Annotated in this window: 17 protein-coding genes; 5 read left to right on the plus strand and 12 right to left on the minus strand. The window is 57.3% G+C overall.

The window, feature by feature from the left end; all coding sequences use genetic code 11:
* Positions 1-76: 76 nt before the first annotated feature.
* Both FA92_RS08305 and hipB read right to left on the minus strand, forming a co-directional pair.
* Positions 77-1,390, minus strand: a complete 1,314-nt coding sequence (locus FA92_RS08305; protein WP_033783121.1) for a type II toxin-antitoxin system HipA family toxin — start codon at positions 1,388-1,390, stop codon at positions 77-79.
* Positions 1,390-1,638, minus strand: coding sequence for a type II toxin-antitoxin system antitoxin HipB (gene hipB / locus FA92_RS08310; RefSeq protein ID WP_013357882.1), 249 nt, complete (start codon positions 1,636-1,638; stop codon positions 1,390-1,392). The genes FA92_RS08305 and hipB overlap by 1 nt, the downstream gene beginning before the upstream one ends.
* A 179-nt stretch (positions 1,639-1,817) precedes the next feature.
* Between hipB and FA92_RS08315 the strand changes: the two genes are divergently transcribed.
* Positions 1,818-2,255: a GNAT family N-acetyltransferase gene (locus tag FA92_RS08315; protein WP_033783122.1), complete on the plus strand. Its 438-nt coding sequence runs from the start codon at positions 1,818-1,820 to the stop codon at positions 2,253-2,255.
* A 33-nt stretch (positions 2,256-2,288) separates the two neighbouring features.
* Here the strand turns inward: FA92_RS08315 and FA92_RS08320 are convergent, their stop codons facing one another.
* The 4 genes from FA92_RS08320 to FA92_RS08335 form a co-directional block, all read right to left on the minus strand.
* Positions 2,289-3,080 (minus strand): inositol monophosphatase family protein, encoded by a 792-nt coding sequence (locus FA92_RS08320; RefSeq protein WP_033783123.1) that lies wholly within the window; start codon positions 3,078-3,080, stop codon positions 2,289-2,291.
* Between the two features lie 23 nt (positions 3,081-3,103).
* Positions 3,104-4,165 carry an ABC transporter ATP-binding protein gene (locus tag FA92_RS08325; protein ID WP_033783124.1) on the minus strand — a complete coding sequence of 354 codons (1,062 nt, stop codon included), beginning with the start codon at positions 4,163-4,165 and terminating at the stop codon, positions 3,104-3,106.
* Positions 4,162-6,387 carry an iron ABC transporter permease gene (locus FA92_RS08330; protein WP_033783125.1) on the minus strand — a complete coding sequence of 742 codons (2,226 nt, stop codon included), beginning with the start codon at positions 6,385-6,387 and terminating at the stop codon, positions 4,162-4,164. The genes FA92_RS08325 and FA92_RS08330 overlap by 4 nt, the downstream gene beginning before the upstream one ends.
* Positions 6,388-6,475: 88 nt before the next feature.
* A complete protein-coding gene (locus tag FA92_RS08335; protein ID WP_033783126.1) occupies positions 6,476-7,498 on the minus strand; it encodes an ABC transporter substrate-binding protein in 1,023 nt (340 codons plus the stop codon).
* Positions 7,499-7,720: 222 nt separating this feature from the next.
* Here FA92_RS08335 and FA92_RS08340 point away from each other — a divergent pair, with 222 nt between their 5' ends.
* The 3 genes from FA92_RS08340 to FA92_RS08350 all read left to right on the plus strand — a co-directional run bounded on the left by FA92_RS08340 (position 7,721) and on the right by FA92_RS08350 (position 11,821).
* The gene (locus FA92_RS08340; RefSeq protein WP_033783127.1) at positions 7,721-8,755 is read left to right on the plus strand and encodes a LacI family DNA-binding transcriptional regulator; all 1,035 of its coding nucleotides are present in this window, start codon (positions 7,721-7,723) and stop codon (positions 8,753-8,755) included.
* A 262-nt stretch (positions 8,756-9,017) separates the two neighbouring features.
* Positions 9,018-9,911, plus strand: a complete 894-nt coding sequence (locus FA92_RS08345) for an SDR family oxidoreductase (RefSeq protein ID WP_013357890.1) — start codon at positions 9,018-9,020, stop codon at positions 9,909-9,911.
* Between the two features lie 92 nt (positions 9,912-10,003).
* A complete protein-coding gene (locus FA92_RS08350) occupies positions 10,004-11,821 on the plus strand; it encodes a glycoside hydrolase family 15 protein (RefSeq protein ID WP_033783128.1) in 1,818 nt (605 codons plus the stop codon).
* A 34-nt stretch (positions 11,822-11,855) separates the two neighbouring features.
* Here FA92_RS08350 and FA92_RS08355 read toward each other — a convergent pair whose 3' ends face one another.
* The 5 genes from FA92_RS08355 to FA92_RS08375 form a co-directional block, all read right to left on the minus strand.
* Positions 11,856-12,326, minus strand: coding sequence for an RES family NAD+ phosphorylase (locus FA92_RS08355; protein WP_033783130.1), 471 nt, complete (start codon positions 12,324-12,326; stop codon positions 11,856-11,858).
* Entirely contained in the window at positions 12,326-12,778 is a 453-nt protein-coding gene (locus FA92_RS08360) for an antitoxin Xre/MbcA/ParS toxin-binding domain-containing protein (RefSeq protein ID WP_013357893.1), read from the minus strand. Before FA92_RS08360 ends, FA92_RS08355 begins: the two co-directional genes overlap by 1 nt.
* A gap of 88 nt (positions 12,779-12,866) precedes the next feature.
* On the minus strand, positions 12,867-14,021 hold the full coding sequence (gene ampC, locus FA92_RS08365) for a class C beta-lactamase (RefSeq protein WP_033783132.1): 1,155 nt from the start codon (positions 14,019-14,021) through the stop codon (positions 12,867-12,869).
* A 30-nt stretch (positions 14,022-14,051) separates the two neighbouring features.
* Entirely contained in the window at positions 14,052-14,297 is a 246-nt protein-coding gene (locus FA92_RS08370) for a hypothetical protein (protein ID WP_033783134.1), read from the minus strand.
* Positions 14,298-14,364: 67 nt separating this feature from the next.
* The gene (locus tag FA92_RS08375) at positions 14,365-15,546 is read right to left on the minus strand and encodes a glycosyltransferase family 4 protein (RefSeq protein WP_033783136.1); all 1,182 of its coding nucleotides are present in this window, start codon (positions 15,544-15,546) and stop codon (positions 14,365-14,367) included.
* 628 nt (positions 15,547-16,174) lie between these two features.
* Here FA92_RS08375 and hpxO point away from each other — a divergent pair.
* Positions 16,175-17,332 (plus strand): FAD-dependent urate hydroxylase HpxO, encoded by a 1,158-nt coding sequence (gene hpxO / locus FA92_RS08380; protein WP_033783138.1) that lies wholly within the window; start codon positions 16,175-16,177, stop codon positions 17,330-17,332.
* A gap of 42 nt (positions 17,333-17,374) precedes the next feature.
* Here hpxO and dcp read toward each other — a convergent pair whose 3' ends face one another.
* Entirely contained in the window at positions 17,375-19,417 is a 2,043-nt protein-coding gene (dcp, locus tag FA92_RS08385; protein ID WP_033783140.1) for a peptidyl-dipeptidase Dcp, read from the minus strand.
* Positions 19,418-19,433 lie beyond the last annotated feature (16 nt).

Consider the following 19,433-nt stretch of genomic DNA (forward strand, 5'->3'; position numbering starts at 1 on the left):
ATAAGCATAGCTGACAGGCGGTTTGCCAGAGAGTGGTGAAAGGGCTTTTCAGGATAGTGCCAGCTCATATCCGCCATCAATCGTTATGCCGTAACCGCTCCAGCATAATCAGTGAATGGCTGAAGATTGCATCCGCGATGTGCTGCGGGAAATCGGCCGGTAATGCCTCGCGCACTGAGACTACCGCCTTTGGAAACTCACGGACGAAGAAGTCAAAGATCTGCTGCAGGCTGTCACGATCAAAATTCACCTGCTTCGCCGTGGCGATAAAATGGCGCGGAAAGATTTTGTCGATTTCTGTCTTCTTCCCCTTAGTGGCACGCAGCCCCATCGCCAGTTTGAGTGCACGCCTGTTCAGGCCGGTACCGCCCAGCACCGGATAAGCGGAGATCACATCATAAAAAGGTGTCAGTCGATAACTGCCGCCGCGCTCGATAAACAGCGAGAAGTTTTTAGCGTGACCGTCGGTTGCGCCCGTCAGCCACTGAAACACCTGGAACATCATAAAGCGATAGCGATCCTCGATGGCATTGCTCGATCCCATCAATATCTGCATTATTTCTGCGATGCCCGGCCCGCCATCCGACTCATATTTAGTCGAGGATGGCAGCCCCAGCGCCTGACAGAAATCCTCCTGTGGCAGACGAATCAGCCGGGTTCGGTCGCGCGACCAGCGGCGGTCAAAGCGCTCAACGGCCAGAGCGCGCATCTTACCGGCCCGGATAATCGTCGCCTGCGGCACATCAATACCCAGTGCACGTGCCAGCGCCAGACAGAGATACTCATTCTCTACGCTTTCACGCATATCCAGCGTCGCGGCTGGCTGTTTAATCTCACCGATTGGCAGCTTGATAATGTGTGAGGTGGGCGTAGCGCCGGCAGGAATGCTCCAGCCCTCTTCGGTCAGCAGCAGCGCCGTTTTCTCCTGTGCACCCGCCACCGAAATGCGAAAGTCGGTCTCTTCACGCAGCATCCCCAGCGGAATATCGGACTGATAGGCTGACAGCACGCTCTCGAGCCGGGCTTCATTCAGCACCTCATAGCGAGCCTGCAGTGCGGGCAGCGGCATATCGGGCGGCAACAGCATGGTCGCCCCGACGCTGTCACGTCCCACTTCCTGCAACAGGTCAAACGGCTGACGGGATTTAATCTGGTAACGCGCCACGATCCTGTCACGAATCAACGGGCTATCCGGCAGCAGGTTGTCGAAAAAGTTAATTACGGCGTGTGAGGTAATCGCCTTAACCTGCAGCGGCAGTGAGAGTGACAGCGGCCTGGAGAGCGGGTTACTCAGCCAGCCGGTATCATACTGAAACTCATGAGCGCCGTTTCGCTGCCGGGTAAGCACGCCTACCCGCTCACCGTTCATCCACGCAATCAGCCTTTGCATTACCATTCATCCTCATCATGCAACTGAGACGCACTGGCCTCCTCTTTTTCCACTACGTCCAGACTCACTTCCAGCGCCTGTAAAAGCTTAAACAGCGTGGCCAGCGAGGTACTGTCAGGCGCATTTTCAAAGTGAGAGATGGTTGCCTGTTTCAGGCCCACCTTTTTTGCCAGTTCACTCTGGGTCCAGCCGTTGCGCTGGCGGATAAGCTTTAGCCGGTTTGCCAGCTGTAGCGGGCTGTATATCATGGGTGACTCCTTCAGGATCACAGGCTTTAAGCATAGCGCAGAGGGGTTATCCCCGGCAGGGTATAAAGTACATTATATACCCTACAGAGGATAATATACAAATTATACCCTGCAGAGGATAATGCCGAAATCATCCCTTGTAAGGGATAAAGACAATACATGGCTAGCAGAGGAATAGGATGAGCACATTTACCCTTACTCATCAGCAAAACGACGACGACCGGGAAGAGTTACTGGCAGGATTAGGGGCTTACAACCGGCAATTTATCAGTCGGGAGAACTGGGGCCCGCTGTCGGTTTCTCACCGGGATGCAGAAGGTATATTACGGGGTGGATTGATCGCCTCGCGCAAAGGAAACTGGCTCTGCATTGATTATCTCTGGGTGGATGAAACGCTGCGTGGCAGTGGTCTGGGTCGTGCGCTGTTGGAAGCGGCGGAACAGGAAGCAGTTAAACTGGGCTGTCTGTTTGCGCTGGTGGATACCTTCAGTTTTCAGGCGCTGCCGTTTTATCAGAAACAGGGTTATCAGCAGCAGATGTCCCTGCCCGATTTTCCGCAGGACGGAATGCAGCGCCACTATCTGACGAAAACGCTACGACCTGCGGAATCACGCTGACCCTGATGCAGCCAGCGTGACCGGGTCACAGAGCTACAAACCAGCAATACGCCGGAGGTCCGCTTCGGCGCCGGGTGCCGCAGCAAGCACCTGCGCCCCTTTAGTGATGCGGTTGCCTTCAATGTTAAACGGGTGGTACCAGCCGCCCGCCTCTTTCACCAGGCAGTAACCCGCCAGGCAATCCCAGGCGTGCATATAGGGTTCGTAGTAACCCACGACACGACCAGCCGCCACCCAGGCCAGCATCAGCGCGCCGGAGCCAATGCGGATGAAGTTACCGCCCGTCGACAGCAGCGCCGCTACAATCTCGCCCACCTGCTGCGGACTGACATGGCTGTTAGCACCAAAACCGGTGACGTGGTTTTGCAGCGTGCGCGCAGGATCGACCTGCAGACGACGCCCGTTCAGCGTCGCGCCCTGCCCCAGTGCCGCCACATAGCACTCCTCATAGGTGGGCGCAAAAATCACCCCGATGACAGGTATATCGTCACGCAGCACCGCAACAGAAACACACCAGCTCGGCATTCCATTGAGAAACGGGCTGGTGCCATCGATGGGATCGACCACCCAGGTATAATCAGAGGTTCCCGTCTGCAGTCCCGTCTCCTCGCCAAGAAAGCCATCATCAGGAAACGCATCCCGTATGCGGCTGGCGATCAGCTGCTCGACTTCACGGTCGGCAATCGACACCACATCCTGCAAATCGTACTTAGTCTCTACTAACAGCGTGTCGCGGCGGTTGAAGTAAGATAGCGCGGTCGCGCCACCTTCGCGGGCCACAGCTTCCGCTAACGCCAGTCGCACCACTCTTTCCTGCGATTCCATGCGAACTCCTCGGGTTAATCAGATTAACGGGCAATCAGGGCTAAGCCCTGCGGCTTAAAGTTGACGCCAACCGTGGCGGCGAGCGGCAGACGCTGTTCCATTTGTGGATCGATAATGAACAGCGCGCCCAGCTCGGTAGCGACTTCATATTCGATATGATCGCCCAGCCAGGTGCTGTGGATCACTTCACCCTGCAACGCGCCCTGACCGTCGCCGGACAGCGTAATAAACTGCGGTCGCACCGCCAGCTGGGCACTGCCGGTTTTTGCACCGATACCCCGCACCCGGAAGCGCTGATTTCCCAGACGGACCAGCGCGTCATCCGCATCGGCCTGTTCCACTTCACAGGGCAGAATGTTCGCTTCTCCCATGAAGTCCGCGATAAAGACCGAGTTGGGCGAGTGGTAAAGCGTCTCCGGCGCACCCTGCTGAGCAATATCCCCCTCTTTCATGACAATAATCTTATCGGAGACCGCCAGCGCCTCCTCCTGGTCATGGGTCACGTAGACGGCAGTGAACCCGAGCCGCTGCTGCAGATCGCGAATGTCGGTGCGCACCCGACGGCGCAGACGCTCATCAAGGTTCGACAGCGGCTCATCGAGCAGCAGCACCTGCGGTTCCAGCACCAGCGCACGCGCCACTGCAATACGCTGCTGCTGTCCACCAGACAGTTCAGACGGCAGGCGCTGGCCCTGACTCTCCAGCCCCACCAGCTTCAGCCCTTCGCGCGCCCTGTCCTGCGCCTCGCGTTTATTCATACCCCCGGAGAGCAGTCCATACAGAATGTTGTCGAGGGCGTTCATATGCGGAAACAGCGCGTAGGACTGAAACACCATCGCCACGTCGCGCTCGTTGGCGGGCAGATGGGTCACCTCTTTGCCGCCAATCAGAATCCGCCCCGAGGTGGGATGCTCCAGCCCGGCCAGCAGCCGCAGCGTGGTGGTCTTGCCGCAGCCGGATGGCCCGAGCAGCGTGACCAGCGTGCCCGGCTCTACGGTAAGCGACAGATCCGGCACCGCGGTAAAACCGGCAAAACGCTTTGCGACATGTTCAAACACCACCGATCCGGCGTTAATGGTCGTCATACGGCTCTCTCCTGAGTCAGCGTGGATACAGAGGGTGCGGCAACGATCACCGCCGGTTGGGCTGCACGGCGCAGGCGACGTTCGCCCACCAGCAGCTGGAACAGGCCAATGATCAGCAGCATCACCACGATCAGTACCGAGGAGTAGGCAATCGCGACGCCATACTCTCCGTTCTCCACCAGCCCGACAATGTACGAGGTCGCCATGTTGTACTGCGCGCTGACCAGGAAAATCACCGCGCTGATCGAGGTAATCGCCCGCACAAAGGCGTAGACCAGAGCGGCGCTGATCGCCGGTTTGAGTAGCGGCAGCACCACTTTGCGCAGCGTCAGCAAACTGTTGGCGCCCAGCGTCAGAGACGCTTCATCCAGGCTTTTATCCAGCTGACTCATCGCTGCAATTCCGCCCCGCACGCCGACCGGCATATTACGGAAGACAAAACAGGCGATCAGGATCATCGCGGTGCCGGTGATCTCCAGCGGCGGCAGGTTATAGGCCATCACATAGCTCACACCTATCACCGTGCCGGGAATGGCAAAGCTGAGCATCAGCATGAATTCAAAGGTCTGACGGCCGGCAAACTTCTGCCGCACGATAAGCCAGGCGGTCAGCAGCCCTACAATGGCAGTGAGCGGTGCGGCAATCAGGGCGATTTCCAGCGTGGTCCAGAACGAGTTCCAGGCGACGCCACTCCACACCAGCTGCCCCTGATTCACGCTGATGCTGAAGGCGCGGATGTAGTGATCCAGCGTCAGGTTGTTATTCAGACCCCACGACTGCACAAAGCCGCCAATCATGATCATGCCGTAGATCACCAGGGTGAAGAGTCCCCACGGGATCACCATGCCATAAACGCTGTAGCGTACCGGACGCGGCAGCATCACATGACGGCCGCCGTCGCCCTTGCCGGTCACGGTGGCGAAGCTTTTGCCGGAGAGCCAGACGCGCTGCACCAGAAACGCAGTCAGGGTAAAGCCCAGCAGGATCATCGCCAGCACCGCCGCGCGGCTCGGGTCGTTCTGTGCGCCGACCACGGAGAAGAAGATCTCCGTCGAGAGCACGCCGTGACTGCCGCCCAGCACCATCGGGTTACCGAAATCGGCCATGCTTTCGATAAAGCTGATTAAGAACGCGTTGGCCAGACCTGGCGCCATCAGCGGCAGCGAGATGCGGGAGAAGGTGCGCCAGCGGCTGGCGCGCAGAGTCTGCGACGCCTCTTCCAGTGACGGACTGACCCCCTCAACCACGCCAATCAGCACCAGAAACGCAATGGGAGTAAACGACAGCACCTGGGCAATCCAGATGCCGGTCAGTCCATAGAGCCAGCGACCCGGCTCGATGCCGAACAGCGTCGCCAGCGATGCTGTCACCACGCCGGAGCGGCCAAACAGCAGGATCAGCGCCAGACCGATAACAAACGGCGGCGTGATAATTGGCAGAATGGTCAGCATTCGCAGCGCTTTTTTAAATGGCAGCGCCGTGCGCGTGGCCGCCAGCGCAAACGCCAGTCCCAGCAGCGTGGAACCACTGGCGGTCATCAGCGCCAGTCCCAGCGTGCGCCAGGCTGTGCCGCAGGTGTCGCCGGTAAAACAGGCGAGGCTCCAGATGGCGGGGTCCTGCATATTGGCAATCAGTCCATCCGGTTTAAAGCTGCCGTCACTATCCTGCACTGAGGCGACAAACAGGCTCAGCACCGGATAGAGTACAAAGGTCGTCACCAGCGCCACCAGCAGCACAATCGACGCCACCACAAAGGCATCGCCTTTCAGCACGCCGCGCTCTGCCAGGGCAAAAGCGAAGATCAGCAGAAAGACGGTCAGCAGCAGCAGTGCGCCCGCGCCCATCGCCGGTTGCCCCTGTGTCAGCGGACCAAAGAGATTTTCCAGCCACAGCCAGTTCCAGCCACTAAACCCGATGGCATGCCCTTCCAGCACCAGAAAAAGAATCCCGCAGACGCTGAATAGCAGCAGCAGCGTGCTGCGTGTGCGGCCTGGCGGCAGAAAGACACTGGCCGCCGAGAGCAGCCATAGCGCCACGGCGATGCCCAGCCAGCTGTGCAGCGCGAGCTGTCCCAGCGCTGGTGCGTTGTTCTCATCTCCCCAGAAGCTGAACAGCCAGTCACCCGTAAAGAAGCCCTGCTCCAGGCTATACCAGGGCAGCAGCGTCAGCGCGACGGCACCTGCCAGCAGCGCACCGGTTAAGCGACGATTATGCGCATTCATAAATCACCTCCATCAGGAAGCGGACATCAGGCTTACGCCACCGCGGTCTGGCACCAACCCGGCTCAGGCGGCCGGGCTGGTACCCCCGTTATTGCGCGCTGGCACCAATCTCTTTATCCCAGCGGCCCAGCAGCGCCTTGCGTTTTGCCGAGTCGCCATAAGTTTTGAAGTCGTAGTCGAGCAGTTTGATGTTCTCGAAGCGCGGGGCGTATTCAGAGATCTCCGCCTTGCGGTTGGAAGGCAGCTGGAACGACTTCGCCTCTTTCATGTGCGACTGCGCCTCCGCGCTGAGCGCCCAGTCATACCAGCTTTTAGCATTGGCCAGATTGCGCGCCCCTTTAATGATCGACATCGAACCAATCTCATAGCCGGTGCCTTCGCAGGGCGCGACGGGCTTAATCGGGAAGCCATCCACCTCCATCGCCACGGCATCATGCATAAAGACAATGCCGACGGTGGTTTCACCGCGCGCGGCGGCCTTGACCGGTGCTGAGCCGGACTTGGTGTATTGCGAGATGTTGGCGTTGAGCTTCTTCAGGTAGTCAAAGGCCTTGTCTTCACCCATGATCTGCACCAGCGTCGCCAGGGTGTTATAGGCCGTGCCGGAGGAGTTAGGATTGGCGATCTGAATCTCGCCTTTAAAGCCCGGGTCGAGTAAATCCGCCCAGCAGGCCGGGACCTTCAGCTTTTTCTCCGCCAGCAGTTTCGTGTTGTAGCCCCAGCCCAGCGCACCGGCATAGACGCCCACGGTACGATACCCGGCGATCTCCGCCACTTTCTGTGACCAGGGCTGCTGCTGATCGAGCAGAGGAGATTTGTAGGCCTGGGTTAAGCCTTCTTCGGCGGCCTGCATGTGCGGATCACCGGTGCCCGCCCACCAGATATCGGTACGGGGATTGCGCGCTTCACTGCGGATACGGGCATAGGCTTCACCGGCAGAGAGCCGCACCATGCTGAGTTTGATGTCGGGATGACTCTGGCTGAACAGCGTGGTCATCTGTTCGCACACCACTACATCAGCAGAGCAGATCATATTAAGGCCCGCCGCCGGGGCAGCAAACGGCACCACAGGGCAGACGATGACAGCAGCGAGCAGAGAGGGATAACGCATGGTGTTCTCCTGGGCTGGATGACGCAGGTGCGCCAGCTTTTGCACATGCGTGCAAAGGTATGAGCAAAGTAGTACGGTGACCCGGCTGCACTGTCAATTGAGTTGTTGTGCAATTGTCAGGCTCTGTCACAAATTTGAAACATCCGGCGTACAGGCATCCTTTGCACAGCCTTGCAAATTCAGGCAGACTCAGTGCAGGTAACACAGGGGCGAGGAAAAAAGATGCAGCAGCTTAAAGCGGTAGTGAGTGCGCAGGATGTCGCTGACCGGGCGGGCGTCTCCCGGTCAGCGGTCTCACGCACCTTTACAGAAGGGGCCAGCGTGTCAGAGTCCACTCGTCAGCGGGTGATGAAAGCGGCTGAAGAGCTGGGTTATCACGTCAATCATCTGGCTCGCGGCCTCGTACGCAACCGCAGCGGCATTGTCTGCTTAATCGCCTCCGAGGTGGAGACACCCTACCGTGCCAGCCTGGTGCGCTGGATGACCCAGTATCTGCAGGAAGCGGGAAAAGTGGCGATGCTGATCAACACCGACCGCTCGGATGCGCGGGTTTCGGACGCGCTGCAACAGGCGATTAATTTCCGTGCCGACGCCTCTATCATTCTCTCCGGCATGCCGGACAGCGGCATTACCCGGCTCTGCTACAAACATGGTCAGCATCTGGTGCTGATTAACCGCGACGAATCCCTGCCCGGCACGCTCAATATCAACCTCGACTCCCGTCCGGCGGCGGAAATGGCGGTTAACGCTTTTGTCCGGGCGGGCTGCAATCAAATCGCCTTTGTCAATTCGCTGGCGGGCACGCCGAGCCTGCTTAAGCGCGAAGCCGATTTTCTGGTGGCAGCGCAGAACGCGGGCGTTACGGTTCAGGTAGAACGCTTCGGCACCACCTCCTATGAAAGCGGCCAGATTCTGGCCCAGCGTCTGCTGACGCGTAACATTCGCCCGGATGCGGTTTACTGTGCTACCGATCTGCTCGCCTGCGGCTTTATGGATGAGGCGCGTCACCGCTTTGCGCTGCGCATTCCGGAGGATCTCTGCATCATGGGACATGACAACATTCCGCAGTCGGGCTGGTCCTCGTATAACCTCACCACCTTTGCGCAGCCGGTGGAGCAGTTTGCCCGCGATGCCATTGCCTGGCTGGTGGAGACGGAAGCGCACCCGGAAACATTACCACCCAAAAATGAACAGCAGCAGGAGCGGAGAATATATCCGGTCGATGTGGTCTGGCGCGGTTCGGTGCGCGGTGGTTAACCGGCCTTTTTTATTTTCAGCCGGAACATTTCACGTACTGAAATAATCCCCAGCCGGTTTTACGCTTCGCTTTAATTATTCCCTGCCTGCATTGAAAATAATCGGACAGTGCAGCACACAATATCGATTTCCTGACTACGCTTTATCTGCATTATTAAGTTCTTCTGGTTTTATCTGCTGAATGAATCAGCAGTCAGATGTGACAAACATCACATTTGTGCCAGGCTTAATGTCTCAGATAACTCTGTTCAAGGAGCATACAATGGCTACACCAACTAACAAGACGCTCGATCTGGATCACTTTCCTAAGCCTCCGTTTGAGGAGCAGCCACAACAGGCACCAGGCCTGGCCAGCAAGATGATCCCGGTTCCCGACCACGGAGAAACCAGCTACCGCGGTACTGGCCGACTGACCGGCCGCAAGGCGCTGATTACGGGCGGTGACTCTGGTATTGGCCGCGCAGTGGCTATCGCTTATGCCCGTGAAGGCGCAGACGTGGTGATTAACTATCTGCCCGAAGAACAGCCCGATGCTGATGAAGTGATTAAATTAATCGAAGCGGAAGGCCGTAAAGTTTTCGCTATTCCCGGCGACATTCGTTCTGAAGAATTCTGTCAGCAGCTGGTGAAAGACGCTGCGGATAAATTAGGCGGCCTGGATATTCTGGTTAATAACGCCGGTCGTCAGCAATTTAATGAGTCTATTCGTACCCTGAGTACGGAAGATTTTGACGCGACGTTTAAAACCAACGTTTATGCGATGTTCTGGATCACCAAAGCAGCGCTGGAATATCTGCCACGCGGTGCATCGATTATTAATACCTCGTCAGTACAGGCCTTTAAACCCAGCGATATTCTGCTCGACTATGCGCAGACTAAAGCCTCTATTGTTGCCTTCACCAAATCGCTGGCGAAGCAGCTAGGTGGCGACGGTATCCGCGTCAACGCCGTAGCACCTGGCCCATACTGGACGCCACTGCAGTCGAGCGGCGGGCAGCCGATGGAAAAAGTGAAGCAGTTTGGTGCCGATTCACCGATGGGCCGTCCCGGTCAGCCGGTTGAGATCGCCCCGCTGTACGTTACCCTGGCCTCAACCGAGAGCAGCTACTCCTCCGGTCAGGTCTGGTGCTCTGATGGCGGCACCGGCACGCTGTAAATTGTCTCTGATGGCCGCATAGCGCGGCCATTTTTTTGTCCCGCATTTGCCCATAGAAGAATTCCCGTTACCGTGAAATAAGGAAGCAGACCATGGAAAACCCGATCTTTCATTCGCCGGTCAGAGAAGATGGCTTTGCGGGTCTGGGTGATTATGCCGCCATTGGTGAAGGCCGCTCGGTGGCGCTGATCGCGCCGGATGGGGCTATTGACTGGTGGTGCGCGCCTAATCTCGACGCGAAACCGCTGTTTGATCGCCTGCTTGATGCCGGACTCGGTGGCTATTTTCAGATCGTGCCGCGCGCGCCCTATCAGGTTTCGCGCCGCTACCGTGATAACAGCAATGTGCTGGAAACCCGTTTTGAAACGGACAGCGGCAGCGTGCTGCTGACTGAGTCCATCAACAGCACGCTGGCGGGCCGTCTGCCGTGGTGTGAACTGGCGCGCCGCATTGAGGGCGTCAGCGGTGAAGTAGAATTAGCGATCACCCTGCGCTTTGGCACTGCCGCCGAAACCCGTTCGCCCTGGGTGGCTGACAATGAGAAAGGCAGGGTCTTTCACATCGCGGAGATCATGGCCATGTTCCGCACCAGCGACGATATTCAGATAACCGAGCTGGACGATGAGCAGGTCTGCGCCACGCTACGCACGACGGCCGGTTCCCGATCGCTCTGCGCGCTGCTGGTAACCGAAAAAGAGCCGCTGGCGGTGCCGCCGCTGGAGGCTATCGATCAGCGGATTGAAACCAGTCACACCGGCTGGACCAGCTGGGTGGAGAGCCTGAGCTACGCGGGCAGCTATCCGGCACTGGTGAAGCGCTCTGCCCTGTCGCTGAAGTTTCTCTGGTACTCGCCGACCGGCGCGCTGGCCGCCGCCGCAACGACCTCTTTACCGGAAGGGATCGGCGGCGAGAAAAATTATGATTACCGCTACGCCTGGGTGCGCGACGCCTGCCTGATTATTAAAGCGTTTGTCTATATCGGGGCGCTGGAAGATTGTAAGGCGGCCTTTTCCTGGCTGTCGCAGACGATTATGCGTCACGGCGTCAGGCTGCGCGCCTGCTATGCTCTGAACGGCGATGAGGTGCCCGCCGAGCGTTATCCGCCGCTGAGCGGCTATAAAAACTCTCAACCGGTGCGGGTTGGCAACAACGCCCGCGACCAGCTGCAGCTCAGCATGTATGGCGACTTGCTGGTCACCGCACAGCACTTTATTGAAGCGGGACACGTGCTGGATATCAACACCTCGCGCATGCTGGGCGAGCTGGCAAACTGCTGCGCCGATCACTGGCGGCAGAAAGATTGCGGCATCTGGGAACTGCCGGAACTGCAACACTACACCCACTCCAAGATGGCCTGCTGGATGGCGCTGGACCGGGCGGTCGCCCTTGCCGAAAGCCAGCATATCGAACCGACGTGGCTGGGGCGCTGGCAGCGGGAACGTGATCGCATCCGTGACTGGATTGAGTCGCACTGCTGGTCAGAACAGAAGCAGGCTTATCTCTTCTATGCTGGCAGCGACGATCGTCTTGACGCATCGCTGGCGCTGGTTCACAGCTACGGCAATGCGGTCAATCCAGAGCGGATGCTCTCGACCTACCGCGCGATTCAGCAGGCGCTGGGCGACGGCAGCGCCATGCTTTATCGCTACAGCGGCGTCAGGCAGGAAGAGAGTACGTTTCTGGCCTGCGCCTTCTGGCTGGTGGAAGCCTGGGCAGAGATGGGCGAAACAGACCAGGCAGAACAGGCGATGCAGGAGATTCTGACGATGCTGGACGGCCAGGGTAACGTCGATATCTTCAATGAGATGTATGACGTCCGCAGTCAGAGCTGGCGCGGCAATATGCCGCAGGGACTGAGCCATCTGGCGCTGATTTGCGCGGCGCAGGCGTTATCAGAATCGCAGCGGTGAGCTGAGGAGGTGAGGATATCAGCGCCTCACCGCCCTACTGTCGCCGGAAGCGCGGGTCGAAGAAAAACGGTTCTACCACCACTTTACTGATGATGCCTGCCGCCGCCGGATGACGGGGATTAAACAGCGCGTTCCATTCCCCCGTCAGCGTGCTCGGCACCTTCAGCACCAGCCCGTTGTCCGGGCTGGCGAGCCAGTCATCACCAATTTGTCGGGTGGACGATGGCGCCGGATCGGCCTGCCAGTCAGCAGGTAACGCCGCCAGCGAAAGCTCGGTGATCAGGGGTTCCGGTACGTTAATCGCCAGCATTGCGTAGTCATGTGCCAGATCCTGAATGGTGAGGTGCACCAGCGCCTCCAGCACGCAGAGCGCCCGGCTCGATCCCATATAGACACAGACCGTTCCCACAGAATTCCAGCGCCCGCCATAGGTGCGGGCACCGAACCCATCAAAGGCGGTCATCGCATACTCACGCTTTACCAGGCGAAAGAAAGGCACCGCCATCAGGTGATCACGCCATGCTCAAGCTGACCAATCAGGTTAATCACCGCTTCTGCACCGGCCACCGTGGTGGTCATCTCGGCCGGTTTTTTACCGCCCAGCGCTTTGGCGGGCGTTTCCAGCCACTGTACCAGCCGCTCTCTGTCGTCACGAAACAGTTTGCTGGCGGCAGAAAGAACGCGAATCAGCATATAGATCCGTCCGCTCTGATCGGGCGAAAAGGTCTGCTGCGGATCTTTAACTTTGCGGTTGTATGTGGTGCGGTCGATGCCCGCCAGACGGCAGAGCCAGCCCTCGTCAAAGGTGGACAATGACGCGGTGCGCTTCAGCACGCCGCTGCTGAATCCTGTTGCGATACGCTGGTGTGCATCAGGCAGCGTTTCCGGCAGATTCAGGGCGTGCAGGAGCGAACGGTTATGCTGATGCTGAGCGGGTGTGTAAATGGCGATGGACATATCAGCCCTCCTGTTCATTTGATTTTTATTTTAGCGCAAATGAACAGAGGGCGCCAGCCTGCATCGGCCCGAGCAGGCGTAAGGTGCATTATTCAGGTGTACCCTGCTGCAGCGCCTGCAGAATCTGCCACGCTACCCTGATGCGAAGCGGATTGGGGTAATTTTTGTTGGCAAGTAGCACGATGCCGCTGTTCTGCTCAGGAATAAAGGCGATATAGGCACCAAATCCATTGGTGGCACCGGTTTTATGCACCAAGCTGGCGCTCTGCGACGGCCCGACCGGATTAACCTGCGTCGCTGGACGCGGCTTTAGCGCAACAGCATTATCGTTGTCCCTGAGCAGCGTCTCAGCATCGACAGGCCAGTCGTAGATCTCCCAGCCCAGCCCCTGATAGAGACTGCCGACTTTGAAGTAGCGCGACTGCGCAGTTCGGATGGCATTCCGCAGCACCGCGTTGCCCGCCGATAAACGGTTAGGATCGATGTTCGCCTGCATAAAGGTGAGCATGTCCCGCGCGGTGGATTTAATGCCGTATGCTTCCGCATCGAGCATGCCGGGCGAGACCCGCACCGGCTGGCCATTTTTGTAGCCCCACGCATAGTTGAGCATCATCGACGGCGGCACGGTAATGTAAGTGCGCGTCAGGCGCAGCGGCTGAAACACATGTCGCTCCATCGCCTGCTCATAATCGCCCTTCACCATCAGCGAGCCAAACAGACCGATACTGGCGTTGGAGTACTGGCGCTGCAAACCTGGTGCTGCCGTTGGCTGCCAGTTCTGATAAAAGCGGAGCAGCGAAGCCTGATCGGTGACCTCATCAGGCAGCTGTAAAGGCAGGCCGCCTGCGGTATAGGTCGCCAGATGCAGCATACGCACCGGACGCCACTGCTCACCGGTCAGCAGCGGCCAGCGCTTCTGTACCGGATCGTTCAGACGGATTTCGCCATTGCGGATCATGATCCCGGCCAGAGTGCCGGTAAAGGTTTTACTCACCGACCCCAGTTCAAACAGCGTGTTTTCCGTGACCCGGCGGCGTGACTCAAGATCAGCCACGCCAAGGTTCACAAACTGCGCCCGGCCCTTGTAAAGCACCGCCACCGACATACCGGGGATCGCCTGCTGCTCCATCAGCGGTTCGATCGCGGCTTTAACCAGAGAAGTGATCTGCTGTGAGGAGAGATCGGCGGCAACACAGCTGGCAGAGAGAGAAAATAAAGCAAGGCAAAACAGGGACTTTTTCATTGTTAACTAAATGTTCTTCACTGAATCGAATTATTTACACTGGCTGGAACAGGCCTGTACGCACATCTGAGCCTTTGAGCTACAGGCACCACTATCCCGGGTGTTGCAATGGGACTGCTCGACATAGCAGTTGGTCTGACAGGTGGAGAGATCGCAGCGGTCAGCAACGGGTGTCAGCTGCGCCAGCGGCGCGCGGGCCGGAAAAAGTGGTGCAGGCTGAGCGAAGGCGCTGCTGCCCAGTAATCCGGACAGCAGCAGAGTGAGGATAATTTTCATAACATTTCTCCTGAGGTACGCATCACTAAGTATGGCCAGTCTGGCGCGTGCCGTCAGAGAAATCTCATCAAATTGAGACAACAGGAGGGTATTGAGTGACATTCATCACGCCACGGCTATAGATATCGTTGAGCCGGGCGATATAACGCTGGGTGTCATGCTGCTCTTTGATGCGCAGAATGGCCGCTTCCCCTTTCTCCTGCAATATTTCAGGACGTTCAATGATGTCGAGCAGCGTCGATTTCAACCCGTCCACCAGCGACCGGCGCAGCTGCGATTTTTGCTCAGCCGAGGTGATGCTGTATTCGCGATCGGCGTTCAGCGGACTCGCAATCACCCAGCCCGCATTGGCAGGATTGATCTCCGGCAGCGCACGCACGTTGCTGGTGATGACCGGACAGCCATTGGCCTGCATCTCCAGCACGGAGAAACCGTAAGTCTCCTGCCAGGTCGGTAACAGTCCGGCATCGCTCTGACGGAACAGCTGCATCAGCGCACTGTTTTCCATCTGTGAATGATGCGTAATGCAGCGATAGCGCTTGATGCGGTTCTCAATATCGAGACAGAAAGCATCATCATCCTGGAACTGACGATGAGCAACATTGCGACGTTTAGTGAGATCGCCAATCAGCTGCAGGTCCAGCTGCGACTCATCCAGCCGGTGCTCTTCAATCAGCTCACTGATTGCCAGCACCACTTCCGCCCCGCCTTTACGGTAGAACTCATTGCCGGCAAAAATCAGCTTCAGGACACCTGGCTGACGCGGCGTTTTTTGCTGAACGAACAGCTTTTGCGGCGGATGCAGCACCAGGGTTTTACGGCGGATTTGCTGCGCAACATCCGGTTTGAACAGTTTCATCTGGATGTTCAGCGTGGCGTCTGAGATGGCAATCAGCCCCAGACAGTTATCTTTTAACAGATAAGGAATAAGCCGTTTCAGCTCGGGATTGTCCTGCTTGGCAACACCCGCCACCGGCAGCACGCGCGGCAGTTCAGTTTCAAACGAGGCAACCCACTTCTGCTGAGTAATCGCAACTTCGTTGAACAGGTGGAGGATGTCAGCCCGCGATGCCCCGGAAAAAGGCACAGGCTGAAAGACAAAGGTTTTATTCTTTTTAAGTAATCGGGTGCGTAACGGATTAATAAAATAGAACAGATTGCTCTTTTTCAGATTTATATATTCGTTTTCCGGATTAACTAAGATATTACGTTGCTCCGGATACTGGTTATTCGTAATTCCAATTTTCATGATCGTCTTCCAGAGTCCTTTATGTCCAGAGTGATCTATATCACGCGATCGCGGCTGATACGTTTGAGCAATATCCTAAAAGCCTTTTCTGATGCGGCTTGCACAGTTTTACTAATGATTACGACCGGTGATAAAACGGTCACAGTTGTGTCTGATTATGAATCTGCGTTTTTTATTAACAGGTGTGTTTAATTGTGTCACCCTAACTCACTGTTGAATAAAGCGAGAATTTTTCGGGCAATATTCACGCCAGTTGTTATGTCTATGTTTAATTATTTGTCAGTAATGCTATCAAAGCGAAGCGACTTAATAGTTCATAACTTTTAAAGTAATTAACTGCGCGGGATAACAGTAGCCCGGGTCTTACTGGCTGATTAGTGTCCCGGAAACCTGGCAGTAATAATAAAACAAATGATGAAACAAAAGATGCAGCCCGCTCACATTTTCACCCTTATTGGGCCCTGATTTGCGACATTTAAGTGCATCACGTCAGAAAGGCCATGCTCGTCTCACTCCACTGAAATGGTTATAATTCATTGTTTTTATTGAATTTAATAAATAAATCTCGCTTAACTATGTTGCTGGTACAAAAGTTGCAGGAGTCTCTCTATGCAGAAAGGAGAGCATTATGAAAGCAATCGTAATTGGTGGCGGTATTGGCGGAATGAGCAGCGCGATTGCGCTGGAGAAAGCCGGAATCGACGTTGAGGTCTTTGAAGCCGTTCAGGAGATGAAGCCCGTCGGCGCGGCCATTTCCATCTGGCCCAATGGCGTTAAATGCCTGAATGCGCTGGGAATGAAAACCGCGCTGCGTGAGCTGGGCGGCAATATGGCCTATATGGCCTATCACGATGGCGCAACAGGCACACCCCTGACCCGCTTCAGCATGGCACCGCTGGTGCAGCAGGTGGGCGAATATCCCTGTCCTGTGGCGCGGGCAGAACTGCAGGCGATGCTGATTGACACCTTCGGACGTGAACGGGTGCAGTTTGGCAAGCGCGTGATTCAGGTCGAACAGACTGAAAATGGCGTCATCGCAACCTTCTCTGATAACAGTCAGGCGCACGGCGATTTTCTGATTGCCGCCGATGGCACGCATTCCGTCGTTCGCGACTATGTGCTGGAAGAGAAGCTGGAACGACGTTATGCCGGTTACGTTAACTGGAACGGTCTGGTTACCATTGATGAGCGCATTGCGCCCGCCGATCAGTGGACCACTTTTGTCGGTGACGGCAAGCGAGTTTCACTGATGCCGGTCAGCGGCAATCGGTTCTATTTCTTCTTTGATGTGCCGCTGCCGAAGGGACTGCCGCAGGATCGCAGCACCGTGAAAGCGGACTTAACTGGCTACTTCCAGGGCTGGGCGGAGCCGGTACAGCAGTTGATTGCGGCAATTCATCCCGACACCACCAACCGGGTGGAGATCCACGACATCGAACCGTTCAGCCGCTTTGTCAAAGGGCGTGTAGCGCTGCTTGGCGATGCCGCCCACAGCACCACGCCTGATATTGGTCAGGGTGGCTGTGCGGCGATGGAAGATGCCGTGGTGCTGGCCGCGACGCTGGCTTCGCATTCGCTGGGCATCGAAGATGCCCTGCTGCGCTATCAGGCACGACGGGTTGAGCGGGTAAAAGATTTAGTGCTGAAAGCGCGTAAACGCTGTGATGTGACCCATGCGCGCGACCCGGCGGTTACGGCGGAGTGGTATCAGTCATTGAAAAACGAAACCGGTGAGCGGGTGCTGGCCGGAATGTGCGAAACCATTGAAGGCGGCCCGCTGGGCTAATCCAGGAAAACAGGGGCTGTCACCGTGACAGCCCTTTTATTATTAATCCGCCAGACCGCGATTTTTCAGCATCGGCTCCAGCTGAGGCGCTGCGCCCCGCCAGCTTTCATACAGCGCTTTGAGATCGCTGCTGTTGCCACGTGACAGAATCTTCTGCCGGAAGATTTCACCGTTCTCACGCGTCAGTCCGCCATGCTCCGCAAACCACTGATAGCCATCGTCGGCGAGCATCTGCGTCCAGATATAGGCGTAATACCCTGCGGCATAGCCTCCGCCCCAGATGTGCTGAAAATAGCTGGACCGATAGCGCGGTGGCACCGCCGTCAGCGCGATATTGTCGCTCTGCAACGCCTGCTGCTCAAACCCTTCCACGCTTTGCGGCGCGGCATCACGGTTAAGGCTGTGCCAGTGCAGGTCCAGCAGCGCGGCAGCCAGCAGCTCGCTCATCTCATAGCCTTTGTTGAACGTCGCGGCCCGGACGATCTTGTCATGCAGCTCAGCGGGCATTAATGCCTGAGTCTGATAGTGCCGGGCGTAGTTGCGGAACACCGCGGGCTCGCTGGCCCAGTGCTCATTGATCTGCGAAGGAAACTCAACGAAATCGCGCGGGGTTTCCGTGCCCGACAGGCTCGGGTAGCGCTGGCTGGCAAACAGGCCATGCAGCGTGTGGCCGAACTCATGAAACATCGTGATAACGTCGTCCCAGCTCAGCAGCGCAGGTTCCCCGGCGGGCGGTTTGGTGTAGTTACAGACGTTGTAGATCACCGGTTTGCTGTCGAGCAGCGTTGACTGGTTGACGAAGTTACTCATCCAGGCACCGCCGCCTTTACTGTCGCGCTTGAAGAAGTCGGTATAAAACAGCGCCAGCGGCGTGTCGTCGGCATCGAAAATCTCATACACCTGCACGTCGGGATGATAAACCGGCAGATCCTGGCGCGGTGTAAAGCGGATGCCGTAAAGCTGCGTCGCCGCCCAGAAGACGCCATTCCGGAGCACCGAGTTCAGCTCAAAGTAAGGTTTAATCTGGCTCTCATCGAGATCGTAGCGGGCACGCCGTACCTGTTCGGCATAAAAACGCCAGTCCCATGCCTGCAGAGTAAAATCGCCCTGCTGCTGATCGATGGTCTGCTGAATGGCCGCCGCTTCACGTTCCGCACGGGCGCGCGCGGCAGGCACGATGTTGCGCATAAAGGCCAGCGCCGCATCGGGGGTTTTCGCCATCTGATCCTGCAGCTTCCACTCGGCATAGCTGGTAAAACCCAGCAGCCGGGCCTGCTCTGCCCTGACCTGCGCCAGCCGTAATACCAGCTCACGGGTATCGTTCTCATCGCCTTTTTCCGTGCGCGTCACGCCCGCTTTATACAGCGCTTCCCGGGTTGCGCGATCGGCCAGGCTCTGCAGCGCCGGTTGCTGCGTGGTGTTCTGCAACACCAGCAGCCAGCTTTTTTCCAGTCCGCGCGCCTGCGCTTCCGCCTGGGCCACTGCCAGGTCGGCCGGTGACAGTCCCGCCAGCTGTTGCAGATCATTAACGACCAGTCCGCCCGCTTTGGTGGCGGCCAGCAGTTTATTGGTGAAACGGGTACTGAGGCGCGCCGCTTCCTGATTCAGGGCTTTAAGCTGCTGCTTCTGTGCCTCCGGGAGATTGGCGCCCGCCAGCTGGAAGCGCTGCCAGATCACCTCAACCAGCCGTTTTGATTCGGCATCCAGTTTGGCGCGCTGCAGATAAACCGCATCGAGCCGTGAAAACAGCGGGCGGTTCAGCATGATGTCGTCGTTGAGCGCAGTAAGCTGCGGCGCAATCTCCTCATCTACCTGCTGCAGATAAGGGCTGGTATGGGCCGAGGTCATGGCGCTGAAGACCAGATTCACCCGATTGAGGAGCTGTCCGCTCTTCTCCAGCGCCTCAAAGGTGTTGAGAAAGGTGGGTGCTTCGCTGTTCAGGGCGATCGCCTCAACGTCCTGACGCTTCTCTTCAATGCCCGCCTGCAGCGCGGGCAGGAAATCCTGCTCCTCAATCTGGTCAAAGGGAGGCGCCTGGTAAGGCAGTGTGCTGACGCTAAAGAAGGGATTCTGACGGGCGTTCATGGTTCGCTCCTGATGG

This window comes from Pantoea sp. 9140, assembly GCF_000745295.1.
GTDB classification, from domain to species: Bacteria; Pseudomonadota; Gammaproteobacteria; order Enterobacterales; family Enterobacteriaceae; genus Pantoea; species Pantoea vagans.

Coding starts and splice junctions, on each gene's coding strand:
- FA92_RS08305 (WP_033783121.1), bottom strand. CDS start 1,390: ATGCAAAGGCTGATTGCGTGGATGAACGGTGAGCGGGTAGGCGTGCTT.
- hipB (WP_013357882.1), bottom strand. CDS start 1,638: ATGATATACAGCCCGCTACAGCTGGCAAACCGGCTAAAGCTTATCCGC.
- FA92_RS08315 (WP_033783122.1), top strand. CDS start 1,818: ATGAGCACATTTACCCTTACTCATCAGCAAAACGACGACGACCGGGAA.
- FA92_RS08320 (WP_033783123.1), bottom strand. CDS start 3,080: ATGGAATCGCAGGAAAGAGTGGTGCGACTGGCGTTAGCGGAAGCTGTG.
- FA92_RS08325 (WP_033783124.1), bottom strand. CDS start 4,165: ATGACGACCATTAACGCCGGATCGGTGGTGTTTGAACATGTCGCAAAG.
- FA92_RS08330 (WP_033783125.1), bottom strand. CDS start 6,387: ATGAATGCGCATAATCGTCGCTTAACCGGTGCGCTGCTGGCAGGTGCC.
- FA92_RS08335 (WP_033783126.1), bottom strand. CDS start 7,498: ATGCGTTATCCCTCTCTGCTCGCTGCTGTCATCGTCTGCCCTGTGGTG.
- FA92_RS08340 (WP_033783127.1), top strand. CDS start 7,721: ATGCAGCAGCTTAAAGCGGTAGTGAGTGCGCAGGATGTCGCTGACCGG.
- FA92_RS08345 (WP_013357890.1), top strand. CDS start 9,018: ATGGCTACACCAACTAACAAGACGCTCGATCTGGATCACTTTCCTAAG.
- FA92_RS08350 (WP_033783128.1), top strand. CDS start 10,004: ATGGAAAACCCGATCTTTCATTCGCCGGTCAGAGAAGATGGCTTTGCG.
- FA92_RS08355 (WP_033783130.1), bottom strand. CDS start 12,326: ATGGCGGTGCCTTTCTTTCGCCTGGTAAAGCGTGAGTATGCGATGACC.
- FA92_RS08360 (WP_013357893.1), bottom strand. CDS start 12,778: ATGTCCATCGCCATTTACACACCCGCTCAGCATCAGCATAACCGTTCG.
- ampC (WP_033783132.1), bottom strand. CDS start 14,021: ATGAAAAAGTCCCTGTTTTGCCTTGCTTTATTTTCTCTCTCTGCCAGC.
- FA92_RS08370 (WP_033783134.1), bottom strand. CDS start 14,297: ATGAAAATTATCCTCACTCTGCTGCTGTCCGGATTACTGGGCAGCAGC.
- FA92_RS08375 (WP_033783136.1), bottom strand. CDS start 15,546: ATGAAAATTGGAATTACGAATAACCAGTATCCGGAGCAACGTAATATC.
- hpxO (WP_033783138.1), top strand. CDS start 16,175: ATGAAAGCAATCGTAATTGGTGGCGGTATTGGCGGAATGAGCAGCGCG.
- dcp (WP_033783140.1), bottom strand. CDS start 19,417: ATGAACGCCCGTCAGAATCCCTTCTTTAGCGTCAGCACACTGCCTTAC.